The following is a 13,451-nucleotide window of genomic DNA, read 5'->3' as shown; positions in this document are numbered from 1 at the left end:
CAGAAGTTTAGGATCACTTCACCAACAGTGCGTATGGAAGCCAGACAAACAAGGGATCGTCCAGCACTCCAATCACTCCTCTTTAAAAACCACCTTCGTGAACTCAGAAACCTTTTATCTTGAATAGCCTTCTCATGGAAGACACTGGAGAGGAATTATGAACCGCTCCGCGATTCATAATCCCTCAGTTTGACGTTATCCCAAGAAAATGGCACGCCACGTTTTTTACAGTTTCCACTACGTTCCCGACAATTGGCGCGTATCCCAGATTCGCAACATCGGAAGTCTTGATGGCAACAAGGCGGCGCACGACAATGATTGGGAAACCGTCACGAAAGCAGGAGATGCAGCGATTCAACGGTGGATCCAGACACAAATGAAGGGCAGGTCGTGCACGCTGGTTCTTATCGGAGCTCAGACAGCAGGCCGAAAGTGGATCAATTACGAGATCACCGAGAGTTGGAAGGCCGGTAAAGGCGTAGCGGGGATTCATATTCATAAGCTCTTAGATCGCCATCAGCGGCCTGCGACCAAGGGGGCGAATCCATTTAGTGGATTTACTCTATCCAATCAGCAGTTTGATCAGATCGTGAGAGCCTACGATCCGCCGGGATATGACAGCAAATCGGTTTATCGGTGGATTGCAGACAACGTCACTGCAATCATTGACGAGGCGCTTGCAATTAGGAGCAGGTATTAAGACCAATGGACGCAAAATTAAAACACCTCGAATTTATCCAAGCCATAATCACCCGAATGGCATCCAACTCTTTCTTGATCAAAGGTTGGGGGATCACCTTGGTTTCTGCTCTCTACGCGCTCGCTGCCAAGGATGCTGAGATTCGATATGTTCTCGTGTCCTACATCGCGATTCCGTGCTTTTGGATTCTGGACGGATTTTTCATCGCGACTGAACGACGATACCGAAAGCTATATGCAGAGGCATCGGCAGTTGATCCGGAAGCGGTGGACTTTAACTTGGATGCCTCAAAGTTTGATTGCGGTGACGCTACTTGGCTGAGCGGAGTTTTCTCAAAGACATTGCTGGTTTTCTATCCGTTTATGATTCTGATAACTCTCGTGGTGATGTTCGCACTTCCCAACCTCTGATGTTATGGCAGTTTGGCTTTCAGAATCGACGCTTCGCAAATACGAGGAGTCTGCCTCGACAATAAAAGCGGCGAATTCTCGGATTCTATCCGAAGCTCGGGCATCGCGAGCGACTGGAATTTTTCTTTCCCACTCTCATGGTGATAGAGATTTGGTTCTCGCTGCTGTTGGCTTTCTGAAATCTCAGGGTGTAGACGTCTACGTGGATTGGTTGGACGAAACGATGCCAAAGGAGATATCCGCGGAGACGGCAGAGAAGCTCAAGGCAAAGATTCAGGAGTATCCCAGATTTCTCGTTCTTGTGACCGAGAACTCGAAGAACTCAAAATGGGTTCCTTGGGAATTGGGGGTGGCTGATGGGAACAAGCCCATCGAGAATATTGCAATTCTTCCCGTCGAAAGAAGAGGAGAGACCTTCACTGGAAGCGAGTATCTCGACATCTACCCGAAGATTGAGTTCTATCAGGAGAAATGGCTTGTGTGGCTCAAGAACAATGAGAACAGCGTATTCAAATGGCTCCCCGACTGGCTAAAGAGGGGATAACAAGTCGTCGCTCTCAACACCTGCTCCGCCGCGAGTTCAATCCGCCATGACCATTCCACCCTCAACCCGCAGTCGAAGCCCCGCCCTCGGGCAGGTGTGAGAGGACTTCGACGTTGTGTAAGAAACGAAGATGCTCGAAAAACTGAAGCCCCACCACAAATGGATCGAGCCATCGTCATTCAGGAGAGCATTCCGACCTCCTGAGAGAACGATGATGCTCAAGCAGCTACCCTACACTCTTCTGTATTTCGGTCTTTTCGCGTTTCTCTGGTTTACATCAAAAAGAGGAAACGAAGAATATGGAATCGGTCCATTCGCAGGAGTCATCCTGGCTGCTGGGATCGCCTTTTTTCTTACGTCAGGCGTTAGATGGCTACACTATCTGGCTCCATCATTCATCAGCGTATCCAAAGTAGCACTTCTCAGGCAGAACGGTTTGAATAACCAATTGTGGAGATATTCAGATTTATCCGAATGTGAAGCACTTGGATTCAGCGATTCCAATGACTACCTCATCCTGAACTTCAAGAATCAAGCCAATCAGCTAGTCTCCAGTGTAGGCATGAAAAAGAAAGAAGACGTAGAGAGTGTCTTGGCCACTTTAGCTCAAAAAGGAATAGAAATAAGAATACACAACCAGGCGGCCCATACAACTCGCAACGTCGCTAACTTAAGGCGTTTTTCAGATTGATTTCACGCTCCGTTTTGTAGGCCTGTCGTGGGCGAGTCATCCATGTTTTCCCACGGTTTCGGTGTTTCCTCACACGGGGTTCCCAGCGTTCTTTGCGTTTCGGGATTTTGTCTCTCGCGACCAGCTCCAGAACCTGCTCCCGGACGACTCTGAGCTTTAGGGGATGGAGTCGAAAGCGATGAAACAGGTGAGGAAATCCGAGGGGGTCAGACGCAAAAAATAAAGATTTTTCCCTGTTCTTGTGGGTTCAAAACTCGGGAACACTGGATCTGCCTCAAGACATGAGCGAAGCTTGGGAGCGTTCCTTGCTCAGGGAAATGTAAAATGGTTTCGATGGTTCACAATTTTGGAATCTTGAACTGCAACGACGGCCCGAATTCTCCCGAATCCGGCTACGGTTGTGGAGACATTCGGCAGCCGGTGTTATAGGATTCAGTTGTATAAGCCAAAAGGGTATGAGTCCTTCGGGTGGGAGGGGTATTGTAGCGGGAGCTTCCAGCACGCGCCTGCGTTGCAGTTTGTCGCACTGGCGGCTTCCGATGAACGGAAGCCCTACGGGGCTGAACGACAATGTTGCTAAATCAGGGCGCGTTTCAGGTGATTGCTCGCACCCATTTGTGGGCCTGCCGAGGCATGCGGTGAGTCCATTTAATGGTAAATCCGTTTGATGCTTTGCTGCGCCCTCCTACTGCCAGCGGTAGGCGAGCAAACTTTGATAAAGTGTAGGGATGAGCAGGAGCTGTGATTCGGACAGATAAGTGAGGTCAGCGGCGATGTGACCCTCGGTACCGAGATCGAGCACAAGTTGTTTCTGTCCACTTGCATTGATGTGAAACACCTCACCCTGCCACGCTCCCGATACAAAATAACCCTGCGCACCATCCGAAGTGATGCCATCTCCATTGGCGATGCCTTCGCACAACATGCTGATTTCCTGGGTTGCTTTGTTCACTGCGTATAGGCGGCCATCTGTGAAATTGATAAAGAGCAAGCGGCTTTCTTCACAAAGGATGCCGTTGATTCCATTCATTGCATCCGCTTCAAGCCAGAGCGTGGGCACACCTTCACGAATGCGGTAAATGCGGTTGCGCTTGCAGTCAGAAGCGTAAATGTCTCCGTTAGCGTCCGCGCTGAGGTCATTGATGAATTCGGAACCCTCAATCGCGATGATGCGTTCCAGCGACCCGTCCTGGGTATTGATGCAGATCACCCGCGTGAGATCGGCCACGTAAAGCAATCCCTCGTGCAGCGCAAGTCCTTGCGGGTTGTTTAATCCTCCGAAAAACCAGTGCAGCTGGAGGATCGAACCATCCAGTGCGACAGTGCTGATGAACCCAGTACCATCGAGGGCAAAATAATCGCCACTGATATTGGAAACAAATACACGTTCACTATCGGCGCAGAAAAGTGCGGACTCGGGTTTGTCCATCAATGCTTCGCTCTGCCAAACCCGCGTCAGCTCCCGACCCGCCAATGGCAATGAGGCAGCAACGACTCCAGAACCCATGCATGCCCAATGGCAGGTTCGGCGTATCCAACGGGTTATTGCGAAAAGATGGGAACGAGGGCGATTTGCACAGCGGCATGGTGTTGCATTCGACAAACTGGGTTTCAAGGAAGCGCACATTGCAACAGGAAGTTCAAGATGAGAAATGATGGGCAACTCCAAATCTTTTCGACAGAGCCGATATGATCAATTCAGAACTTGGAGTTGGCCTGTTTGTCTTCCGGTTTTCGTCAAATGTTAAAGAATACTCAAGCGTTGTTGCGCTTTTTGTCGGCGAGTGCCTGAGCCTTGAGGGAGAGCTCGGCGGCCAGGAAGGCGTGATCCTGGGTCATGGCATTTTCGGTGCGGTTGAGGCAGTCGAGAATGAGTTGACCGTAGTAGGGGAATCCGGTTTTGCCGAGACAGTCAATGCGCTGCTCCTTTTGTTGATCGACGAGATAGATGCGGTCGGTTTCGGTGGAGGTTGCGACGTCGATGTATTTGCGGATTTCGAGGTAGCCCTGGGTTCCGATGGCAAACATGCGTCCGTCACCCCAGGTGCGCAGACCATCCGGGGTGAACCAATCCACCCGCGAGTGACACGAGGCTCCGCTGCTGAGCCGAAAGACGGCTTCTCCGAAGTCCTCCAAATCGGGTGTATTCGGATGGGCGAAGTTTTCGACCCGGGCATGTTCCACCGTGCCGCTCGTGGAGCGCGTGTAGTGGAGAAATTGATCGACCTGGTGGGAACAGATGTCGGTGAGGATGCCGCCATAGCGCTGTTTATCGTAGAACCATGCGGGTCGTGGACCCTGTCCGAGGCGGTGGGGTCCCATGATGGCGATGTGCACGACCTCCCCGATGGCACCGCCACGGATCAGCTCATCAGCGACGTATGCGCTCTCCACATGCAGGCGCTCGCTGTAGAAGACGGAGTATTTGCGTCCAGACTCCCGGACGACGCGACGTGCGTCCTCAAGCTGCTGCAAGGTGGTGAAAGGACATTTGTCGGTGAAATAATCTTTGCCCGCCTGCATCACGCGGCAACCGATGGGACCACGCTCGCTGGGGATTGCCGCGGCTGCGACCAGCTGGATGTCGGGATCGTCGAGAATGCGGTCGAGCGAATCGACGGCCTGGACGCCCGTGTGGCGGTATTTTTCCACAAACTGTTTGAGACGCGTGGCATCGGTGTCATACACCCATTTGAGGGTGCCACCAGCCTGCAGCAGCCCTTCGGTCTGCATGTAAATGTGGCCGTGTTCGAGCAGTGCAACGGCAAAGGTGAATTCACCGGGAGCAACAACGGGTTGGGTGGAATGTGTCATGAATACAATGGATGGGGTATGGAGGTTTATAGGGCCAGAGTCGAGTATGGTGCGCTGCCGGAGTGATCACCTGCAACGCGCAGCTTCTGACTGTCATATCCTCTTTCGGTGGAAAGCATGGGCCAAACTCTTTAGCTTCTGACTGTATGAATGCTAGCCATTTTCGTGGGTGTTGCGTGCTGTTGAGTGCTTGGGTCGTGTGCATGCTCAGCTCCTGTTCAAAATCCCCAAACCCTGAAGAAGAATCGCAAATGAAACTGATTTTCAAGGATACCTTTGAGACGAATCTTGACGCCTGGGTCGTGGAACAGCAGCCGGGAGGCCGCGTGTTCCTGGAACAGGGAAAACTGGTGATCGAAGACCAGGCAGGTTGCAGTGTGTGGTATCGCGAAGTGTTGGAGGCACCGGTACGCATCCGCTATCAGATCCGTGCCTCCTCCAAAGCGCGTGTTTCGGACATCAACTGTTTCTGGATGGCGAGTGAACCGGGGCATCTGCAGGATCACTTCTATGAAGGGCATCAGCGCGACGGCAGTTTTGCCAGTTATGACATCCTGCAGACCTACTATGTGGGCATGGGCGGCAACTACAATGAGACCACCCGCTTTCGCCGTTATGAAGGCGGAGGCAAGCGTCCACTGCTGCCAGAGCACGATCTGTCGGATCCTGCGTTCATGATTGAACCCGACCGCACCTACACGATTGAACTGATTGCAGCGGATGGAAAGGCCGCCTACTTCCGGGATGGTGAGCTGTTGTTTGAGTACAACGACCCTGCATTCCTCGACAAGGGGTGGTTTGCATTTCGCACGGTGCTCAGCCGCATTGAGGTCGATCAGATCGAAATCTACCAGCTTTCGGAAACGACGCACTGACCATGGCCTGCCACAATCTTTGTCCTTCCCGGCATCTGAATGCAAGACGGATGCCACAAGTGCTCACGCGCCGCCTGGTCATGGCCCTGATGGTCGGATGGGCTGGGGTTTGCAGCCTGACTGCGCTCGAGCGACCTGAAACCGAGTTTAAGATTTACCAGTTTCCCAGCGATGCGATTCCGCGCATTGACGGAAGCTTCGAGGATTGGGAGAGCGTGCCGGACTTGTATGGAGTCGGAACGGAACAGCTGTGGGATTCGCTGGGCAAACATGAAACGATTCAGCCCGAATCGCTGGATGTCACGGTAAAAGTGGCTTGGGTAAAGGGAATGAGCCGACTCTATTTCTACTATGAGGCCTACGATGATTACTGGGATTTTTCGCTGCCAGGACTGAAAAACGACACCTTTGAGATTGTGGTGGACGGGGATCTCTCGGGGGAACCCTTTGTCAGCCGTTTCCGGGAGAACGCGGATGAAGTGAGCGAACAGGATTACTTCCAGCGCAGGCAGGGTGAACATGCGCAGAACTACCACATCTTCACACCTGCACGCGAAAAGAGCTGGGCCATGCTCTGGGGGCCGCAACAGTGGTTGAAGGAATTGCCATACGCGAACATTGCCTACGACTATGATTTTGAACCGGGCGAGGGCGGCGTGTTGCGAATGGAGTTTTTTGTGACCCTGTTTGATCATGCGAGCAAGGACGGCCCGACGCATTCGGAGCTGACGCAGCTGGTGGAGGGGAATTTGATCGGCCTGAGCTGGGCGATCATCGACTACGACGATGTGGAGAGTCCGCGCAACAACGGGTTCTGGAACCTTTCCCGTGCCCACACGATGTATGGCAAGGCTGCCGAGCTTGTTGGATTTCGGCTGATGCCGCTAGAGCAGCAGTCGGAAGGCATCCGGGCCTACTGGACGCACCAGGTGGTGGATGTGGAGCGTCGCCTTGTGGCGTTTCGGGATGAAAGCGCAGGGAGCGTGGATCACTGGCACTGGGATTTTGGGGATGGTGCAAGTTCCACCGAGCAGCATCCCGTTCATACCTATGAAGAAGCGGGGCACTATGTGGTGGTGCTCACGGTAGAGGGACCAGCGGGTCAGTCCCGCTACTCGCGGGTGTGGGATGTGAGCCTGCCGTAGCTGCAGCCTGTGCCGGTTCCCACAACGCACAACGCCACTGGGCCGATGGCCAAGTGGCGTTGCAGGATGCAAGCGTTCGCCTTGGGGCGGATGGATTATTCCTTGCTCTGCAGTGTGGCCATGGCGGCTTCCATTTCTTTCTCCGTCTTGGCGTCAATCTTGTAGAACAGGACGACTCCGGCGGCGAGCATGGCAACGCCAGCAGGGATCAGACTCATGATCAGGCGCAGACCCTGAAGCGTGTCCGGACTCTGCTCAACGTTGGCAACAAAGCCAAAGAAACTCAGCAGCCACAGTGAAATCGCGGGACCGATGGACCAGCCGATTTTGTTGGCGAAGGTGCCAGTGGAAAAGATCAGTCCGGTTGAGCGCTGTCCGAGTTTCCACTGACCGTAGTCAGCGGTATCCGCGATCATGGACCAGAACAGCGGCATCAGCGGTGCGGTCATGAATGAACTGATGGCCTGGTGTACCATGATCAGTGGAATATTGGTGGGACTGATGAAGTAGAACAGGGCGAGGAAAATGGCATTGATGATGTTGAGGGCGATGTACGTGTTCTTCTTTCCTCCAAACCAGATGGTAAACTGCTTGGTCATCATCACCCCAAAAATCTGCACGACCGTGCTAACAGTGAGAAAGAGACTGCCCCAGTGCTCACTGCCCGAGACGTATTTGAAGTAGTGGATGGTGGCTCCGCCGCGAATCGCGATCCACATGATCGTCATGATGCTGATGAACATCACTGCGATCCAGGGACCGTTCTTGGCAGCTGCAGAAAGGTCCTTGAGGACGGTGGTGCGCTGACCCGCTGGGGGCTGCACGCGTTCCTTTGCCGTGAGGAAGGTGAACACGAATGCCGAAGCAGAGAGGAAGGCATACACCATCATGGTGAGGGAGAATCCGAGTTGGTCATTGCCCCGGCCAAGAAACGCGACCAGACCGAGCATGGTGGCGTTGACCACTGAAGTCCCCGCAAAGGCACCAATGAAACGCACCGAAGAAAGCACGGTGCGCTGATCCGAACGCGAAGTCATCACCCCCATCAGGGCGGAGTAGGGCACATTGATCGCGGTGTAGGCCATGGTCAGCAGTGTATAGGTGACGTAGGCGTAGATGATCTTGCCCATTGGCGTGAAATCAAAAGTCGTGAACGTGAGCACACCGAGCAGAATCCAGAACGGAAGCACCCAGATCAGCCAGGGGCGAAACTTGCCCATGCGGGTTTTGGTGCGGTCCGCGAGCATGCCCATGATGGGGTCGTTGATCCAGTCCCAGGTTCGCGTCACAAAAACCATGGTGCCAACTGCGGCGGCGGTAATCCCGAACACATCGGTGTAGAAGTAGCTCAGGAAGCTCATGAACACCCCGAAGTAGAGACAGGAGCCGAAATCGCCAGCGGCGTATCCGGACTTTTCCAGCCAGCTGAGCTTGACGGCGGTGTTGGGTTTGGATTCGTGTGAAGGGGAATCCCCCGGGGCGGTGTTAGTCATGGAGTCGAGTGTGGGGTTAGCGTTGGTGAATAGATCGGACCGTATCCGTGGATAAGATACCTGACATCGGGTTTACGAATTCTTAAGAGAAAGCCAATCCTTTCGTTTATTCTTACATTAAGCGTTAGGTGGGAAAAGGGCTGAACGGGTGTGACGCAGAGCGGTGTATTCATCAACAAACCTTCCTGTTCATGAATATGAATCCTGCATACTGTCCCGTTTTGGGAATGCGATTGTGCATATCTGAACGGAAGCTCGAAGGGATGCAACGGACGGAAGAACGGTAATTCATTAACCACTCTTGGTTTTTTCGTGGGTTTTCCAGGCGGCGTGATACCCCGGATGCGGAAAACTTGCGTTGTTGACCCAACTTTCCGTTTTTCTACATCCAGCGCCGTCCGTCCCGCGCGCAGCTGTTGGTCGATCAACCCCGCCCAGCAGCCAGTCTCTAGAAATTTTTGGCTATTTGACACCTTCGATCTGACTTCATGAAAAATGCTTTGTCCGGTTCCCAATCTGCCTCCCCATCATCGACCCCGCGCAATCTTGCTGTCTTCTGCCAGCCGAGTTCCTGGAGCAAGCGCATGTTGCTGGGGATGGCGGGTTTCCTGCGAAACGATTCGGAGTGGACGCTTTCCCCGTTTGAATGCTTGCAGGGGTTCGATGCAGGCAAGGTGACTGAAACTCTGTTTGCCGGAGCGATGGTGCTCGATTCGGGGCGATGTGACGAAACCCTCCTGTTGACGGTCGCCAGGCAATTGCCGACGGTGGTTGTGGGTTGCAGCGAGTTTCAAGAGGGGGTGAGCACCCTCGCCATCGATGAAATCGCTGTCGCGAGCCTTGCGGCATCTGTACTGACGGAGAGAGGGTTCAAGTCGGTGGCATTTGTGGGGCACATGGGGCACCGCCGCTCGGCAGCGCGTCAGGCTGCGTTTTGTGATGCGTTGCGCTCAAAGGGCATCGCACCGTTTCTGTTTCTGACACCTGACCTGTCAGGGCAGGAGCCGACGACAGCGGAAGATCTGCGGCATTTGCGTCAGAAGATTCGGCACTGGATTGTTTCACTGCCGCATCGCACGGGACTCTATGCGATCAATGATTGCCTCGCTTATGAATGCTGCCGTGCTGCGCTTGAACTGGGGCGTTCCGTTCCTGAGCAACTGGCCATCATTGGCACCAATGATGATGAATTGCTCTGCAAGATCTCCAATCCGGGACTTTCAAGCATCCGAATCCCTTTTGAGAAAATGGGACATGACGCCGCTGCCGAACTGGTGCGGTTATTGAGGGAAAGGGAGCGCGGAAAGGCAGCGGAAGTACGCCACCGAAAGTTTGAACCGACAGGTCTGATCATGCGCGAAAGCTCCAATACCTTTGTCGTCAGCGATCCCGTGGTCGGTGAGGCCGTGCAGTTCATCCAGAACAATTTTGCAACCCCCATCAACGTGGAGAGCGTGATCAAGGCATTAAAAGTCAGCCGATCCGTACTGGAGCGACGGTTTCGGGAGGACCTTGGCGTGACACCGCTGATGCACCTGCGTCGCACTCGCATTGAGCGGGCCCGCGAGTTGTTGTGCGATGGGAGTCAGAGCATTCAGTCGGTTGGACGGCAGTGCGGATTTTCAAGTGCCATACGATTTGCAACCGTATTCAAAGAGCACATTGGAGTCACACCGTCGCAGTTTCGAAAGCAGATGCTTCCGAATTCGATCAAGTGACTTGCAAGCCTGCCCGGTGGTTTGCATGTTGGGTGCATGAATCTTTGGCAAAGGTGTGGACTGTTGCGCTCCCTGTCGGGACTGTTGCTGCCGTTTCTGCTGACTGCAGCAGGGCAGGCGAAGTTGGAGTGGGATTCCACTGTGTTTGAATATGAGGCGAAGGTGACAGATGAGTCGGTGTCTGCTGAGTTTCACTTCAAAGTCGTAGGGGAACAGCCCGTCACCCTGAGTTCGATTCGCTCCTCTTGCGGCTGCACCACAGCCAAGCTGGAGAAGCGCACCTATCAGCCGGGAGAATCGGGCAGGATTGAGGCACATTTTGATTTTGGATCGCGGATTGGAGCACAGGAGAAATACATTTCGGTGCAAACGGATGAAGCATCGGATGTGGAGCACAACCTGCAGATCAAGGTGTACATCCCGCATGTGCTCAAAGTCGAACCCCGCTTTGTCTACTGGACGAAAGGAGCGGAGACATACCCCGAGCAAAGCATTGATCTGGTCACGGATACCGATCTGGACGTGTCGATCACCTCCATTGAAGCAGATACCGAGCAGCTGAAATTGCGCTGGGAACCTGTGGGAGAACGCCGCTTTCGGGTGTGGCTTCAACCCGAGATTCCAGAGGGAAGCGAGCCGTTTTTCCGGGCTATTCTGAAGGTCACTATTGACGCTCCGGTAAGTTTGAAACAGCGCGTTTTTCACGCCTACGCATTCATGAAGAGCAGTTGATCGCCATCGCGCGAAACACATCACGGAAGGAATCTGATGAAAGCACTGCTCTGGTACGGAATCTTTCCCTGTCTGTTGGCGGGTGCGAGCGTGCTCTGGCATCCATCACCTGCGAGTTGGGAAGCCCCTCAACCTGCTGAAGGCGAGCTGCGATTGCAGGATCTTGAGCAATGGCCAGGTGAGGTGCTCTGGGTAGATGCGCGGAACCGTGAATCCTACGACGCCGAGCACGTTCCCGGAGCGGTCTGGTTGTCCGAATCTGGCTTTGATGCTGAGCTGATGGGATTGCTGGAGCGCTGGCAACCCGGGGCAAGGGTGGTTGTGTATTGCGACTCTGAGGTCTGTGATGCAAGTCACGCGGTCGCGCGGCGATTGCGGGAGGAAGTGGGGCTGCCTGAGGTGTGGGTGCTCTTTGGAGGATGGAAGGCATGGCAACGCTCACGCTAGTCGCTCACTGGATCAGTCGCCTGGGGCTGGGAGGATTTTTCCTGCTCGCAGGGGGCATTAAACTGTTGGATGCGGGTGCATTCCAGCAAGAGATTCTGACCTACCAGATCGTGGGGCAGGTGGCATCCGGGGTGGCGGCTCACTACCTGCCAGCGCTGGAAGTGATGGTGGGATTTGGCGTGCTTAGTGGCATGCGCATGCGGGTGGCGGTGTTGCTGTCGGGCATTTTGCTGGCTGCGTTTATTTTTGCGCTTTCCTGGACGTGGCTGCAGGGCATTGACCTGAATTGTGGATGCCTGGGTCCGATTGATTTTGTGGAAGGACAACCCGCTGCCATTGTTCGCGATCTGCTCCTGCTGGGCATGGCGGGCATCCTGTGGAACGTTCCCCAAATCTCATCTGACGGAGGTGCATCGTGAAGGAAGCGTTTATGCTGCGAGCTATCGAACTTGCAAGAGAGGGAATGCAGGAAGGCAGTGGCGGTCCCTTTGGCGCGGTAGTGGTCCAGAACGGAGTTATCGTGGGGGAAGGATGGAATCAGGTGCTCAGTCAAAAAGACCCGACTGCACATGGAGAAGTCATGGCGATCCGCGATGCCTGTCATCGTCTCGGGAAATTTCACCTTGAGGGATGCGAGATCTACACAACAGGTGAACCCTGTCCGATGTGTTTGGGGGCGATTTATTGGGCCCGCTTGGATCGCATCTATTACGGGTTTAGCATTGGTGATGCTGCGAGAGTGGGATTTGATGATGTGCACTTTCACCGCGAGATCCAAAAAGCTCCGAAAGATCGGCGCATTCCGCGAGAGCAGCTCTGCGAGAGCGACGCGCTCAAACTCCTGGCAAACTACGAGGCGATTCCGAACCGCACGGGCTATTGAACTGCCTCGTGGTCACACTTTTTTTGAATTGCGCGGGCCGGAATTCTGGGATTCGGTGAAAGCACTATGGCTGCAAAACCACAAACCGCGATCACTCCCACCCGTCAGGAAGATTTTCCGCAATGGTACCAACAGGTCATTCGAGCTGCCGAGCTTGCCGAAAATTCACCGGTGCGCGGTTGCATGGTGATCAAACCCTGGGGCTACGCGCTTTGGGAAAACATGCAGCGTGAACTCGATCAGATGTTCAAGGATACGGGGCATGAGAACGCGTATTTTCCGCTCTTCATCCCCAAAAGTTTCATCGAAAAAGAAGCCAAACACGTGGAAGGGTTTGCCAAGGAATGTGCGGTGGTCACCCATTCGCGCCTTGTGGCAGATGGCGAAGGAGGCCTGAAACCGGGCAGCCCCCTGGAGGAACCCCTGATCGTTCGACCCACCTCGGAAACCATCATTGGCGAGGTGTATTCCACCTGGGTGCAGTCGTATCGCGACCTGCCGCTGTTGATCAACCAGTGGGCCAAATCCGTTTGCGAAGTGAGAGCGGAAGTGGAATTGATCTCTAGATTCAGCGAACCGTCGGCAACGTTGATGCCGGTTCCGGGCAGAACATTGATGCTACGTCCCGTCTGAATGGTCAGCGTGCCAACACCCATCATCGCGGTGGTGATGTCGGATCGAATTTCTAAGTCGTTGCTGAACTGCAGAACCAGATCGTTGCCCGCGTTCAAGATCGCCACGATGTCATCGGGGTCAATGAAGGTGGTGTCGGCGGGGAAATCGCTGAACGCCAAATCACCGGTCAGTGGGAACGATTCGCCGCCTCCACCGAAACCGATCAAGGAAACACTGCCGACGCTTGGTCGCACGCCGGCATCGCCGGGCGACGGCAAACTGTCGAATTCGGCTCCGATCGCAAGCAACTGACCGTTTCGGCTTAGATCAACCGCACCACCGATTCCGTCAAGTTCGGGGAAACGCAGCACATCGAAAAAGTTG

15 protein-coding genes and 1 pseudogene are annotated in these 13,451 nt (G+C 54.1%); 13 read left to right on the top strand and 3 right to left on the bottom strand.

The features are described 5' to 3' along the window. Nucleotides 1–208: 208 nt before the first annotated feature. The 4 genes from ABQ298_04055 to ABQ298_04040 all read left to right on the top strand — a co-directional run bounded on the left by ABQ298_04055 (nucleotide 209) and on the right by ABQ298_04040 (nucleotide 2,345). Nucleotides 209–700, top strand: coding sequence for a TIR domain-containing protein (locus ABQ298_04055; protein MEQ9823536.1), 492 nt, complete (start codon nucleotides 209–211; stop codon nucleotides 698–700). Between the two features lie 56 nt (nucleotides 701–756). Then, on the top strand, nucleotides 757–1,110 hold the full coding sequence (locus ABQ298_04050; GenBank protein ID MEQ9823535.1) for a hypothetical protein: 354 nt from the start codon (nucleotides 757–759) through the stop codon (nucleotides 1,108–1,110). Nucleotides 1,111–1,114: 4 nt separating this feature from the next. Next, the gene (locus ABQ298_04045; protein ID MEQ9823534.1) at nucleotides 1,115–1,654 is read left to right on the top strand and encodes a toll/interleukin-1 receptor domain-containing protein; all 540 of its coding nucleotides are present in this window, start codon (nucleotides 1,115–1,117) and stop codon (nucleotides 1,652–1,654) included. Between the two features lie 130 nt (nucleotides 1,655–1,784). Continuing rightward, entirely contained in the window at nucleotides 1,785–2,345 is a 561-nt protein-coding gene (locus ABQ298_04040) for a hypothetical protein (GenBank protein MEQ9823533.1), read from the top strand. 685 nt (nucleotides 2,346–3,030) lie between these two features. Here ABQ298_04040 and ABQ298_04035 read toward each other — a convergent pair. Further along, on the bottom strand, nucleotides 3,031–3,852 hold the full coding sequence (locus tag ABQ298_04035; GenBank protein MEQ9823532.1) for an ATP-binding protein: 822 nt from the start codon (nucleotides 3,850–3,852) through the stop codon (nucleotides 3,031–3,033). A gap of 248 nt (nucleotides 3,853–4,100) precedes the next feature. Further along, the gene (locus ABQ298_04030; GenBank protein ID MEQ9823531.1) at nucleotides 4,101–5,159 is read right to left on the bottom strand and encodes a Gfo/Idh/MocA family oxidoreductase; all 1,059 of its coding nucleotides are present in this window, start codon (nucleotides 5,157–5,159) and stop codon (nucleotides 4,101–4,103) included. Nucleotides 5,160–5,410: 251 nt separating this feature from the next. Here ABQ298_04030 and ABQ298_04025 point away from each other — a divergent pair, with 251 nt between their 5' ends. Both ABQ298_04025 and ABQ298_04020 read left to right on the top strand, forming a co-directional pair. Continuing rightward, nucleotides 5,411–6,034 carry a DUF6250 domain-containing protein gene (locus ABQ298_04025; protein MEQ9823530.1) on the top strand — a complete coding sequence of 208 codons (624 nt, stop codon included), beginning with the start codon at nucleotides 5,411–5,413 and terminating at the stop codon, nucleotides 6,032–6,034. Between the two features lie 50 nt (nucleotides 6,035–6,084). Then, nucleotides 6,085–7,179, top strand: coding sequence for a PKD domain-containing protein (locus ABQ298_04020; protein MEQ9823529.1), 1,095 nt, complete (start codon nucleotides 6,085–6,087; stop codon nucleotides 7,177–7,179). Between the two features lie 95 nt (nucleotides 7,180–7,274). Here ABQ298_04020 and ABQ298_04015 read toward each other — a convergent pair whose 3' ends face one another. Beyond that, nucleotides 7,275–8,672 (bottom strand): MFS transporter, encoded by a 1,398-nt coding sequence (locus ABQ298_04015; protein MEQ9823528.1) that lies wholly within the window; start codon nucleotides 8,670–8,672, stop codon nucleotides 7,275–7,277. A gap of 488 nt (nucleotides 8,673–9,160) precedes the next feature. On the opposite strand from ABQ298_04015, the gene ABQ298_04010 reads away from it, so the two are divergent. The 7 genes and pseudogenes from ABQ298_04010 to ABQ298_03980 all read left to right on the top strand — a co-directional run bounded on the left by ABQ298_04010 (nucleotide 9,161) and on the right by ABQ298_03980 (nucleotide 13,379). Next, entirely contained in the window at nucleotides 9,161–10,390 is a 1,230-nt protein-coding gene (locus ABQ298_04010) for a substrate-binding domain-containing protein (GenBank protein MEQ9823527.1), read from the top strand. A gap of 36 nt (nucleotides 10,391–10,426) precedes the next feature. Further along, the gene (locus ABQ298_04005; GenBank protein MEQ9823526.1) at nucleotides 10,427–11,122 is read left to right on the top strand and encodes a DUF1573 domain-containing protein; all 696 of its coding nucleotides are present in this window, start codon (nucleotides 10,427–10,429) and stop codon (nucleotides 11,120–11,122) included. 36 nt (nucleotides 11,123–11,158) lie between these two features. After that, nucleotides 11,159–11,569, top strand: coding sequence for a rhodanese-like domain-containing protein (locus ABQ298_04000; GenBank protein ID MEQ9823525.1), 411 nt, complete (start codon nucleotides 11,159–11,161; stop codon nucleotides 11,567–11,569). Continuing rightward, nucleotides 11,551–11,988, top strand: a complete 438-nt coding sequence (locus tag ABQ298_03995; protein ID MEQ9823524.1) for a MauE/DoxX family redox-associated membrane protein — start codon at nucleotides 11,551–11,553, stop codon at nucleotides 11,986–11,988. Before ABQ298_04000 ends, ABQ298_03995 begins: the two co-directional genes overlap by 19 nt. An 11-nt stretch (nucleotides 11,989–11,999) precedes the next feature. After that, on the top strand, nucleotides 12,000–12,452 hold the full coding sequence (locus ABQ298_03990) for a nucleoside deaminase (GenBank protein ID MEQ9823523.1): 453 nt from the start codon (nucleotides 12,000–12,002) through the stop codon (nucleotides 12,450–12,452). A 66-nt stretch (nucleotides 12,453–12,518) separates the two neighbouring features. After that, nucleotides 12,519–12,974 (top strand): annotated as a pseudogene (locus tag ABQ298_03985) (proline--tRNA ligase). Between the two features lie 120 nt (nucleotides 12,975–13,094). Beyond that, on the top strand, nucleotides 13,095–13,379 hold the full coding sequence (locus tag ABQ298_03980; protein MEQ9823522.1) for a hypothetical protein: 285 nt from the start codon (nucleotides 13,095–13,097) through the stop codon (nucleotides 13,377–13,379). Nucleotides 13,380–13,451 lie beyond the last annotated feature (72 nt).

It is taken from the genome of Puniceicoccaceae bacterium (assembly GCA_040224245.1).
Taxonomy (GTDB): domain Bacteria; phylum Verrucomicrobiota; class Verrucomicrobiia; order Opitutales; family JAFGAQ01; genus JAKSBQ01.
Note: the sequence above shows the minus strand (reverse complement) of the source record. Positions and strands in the feature narration are given on the sequence as shown.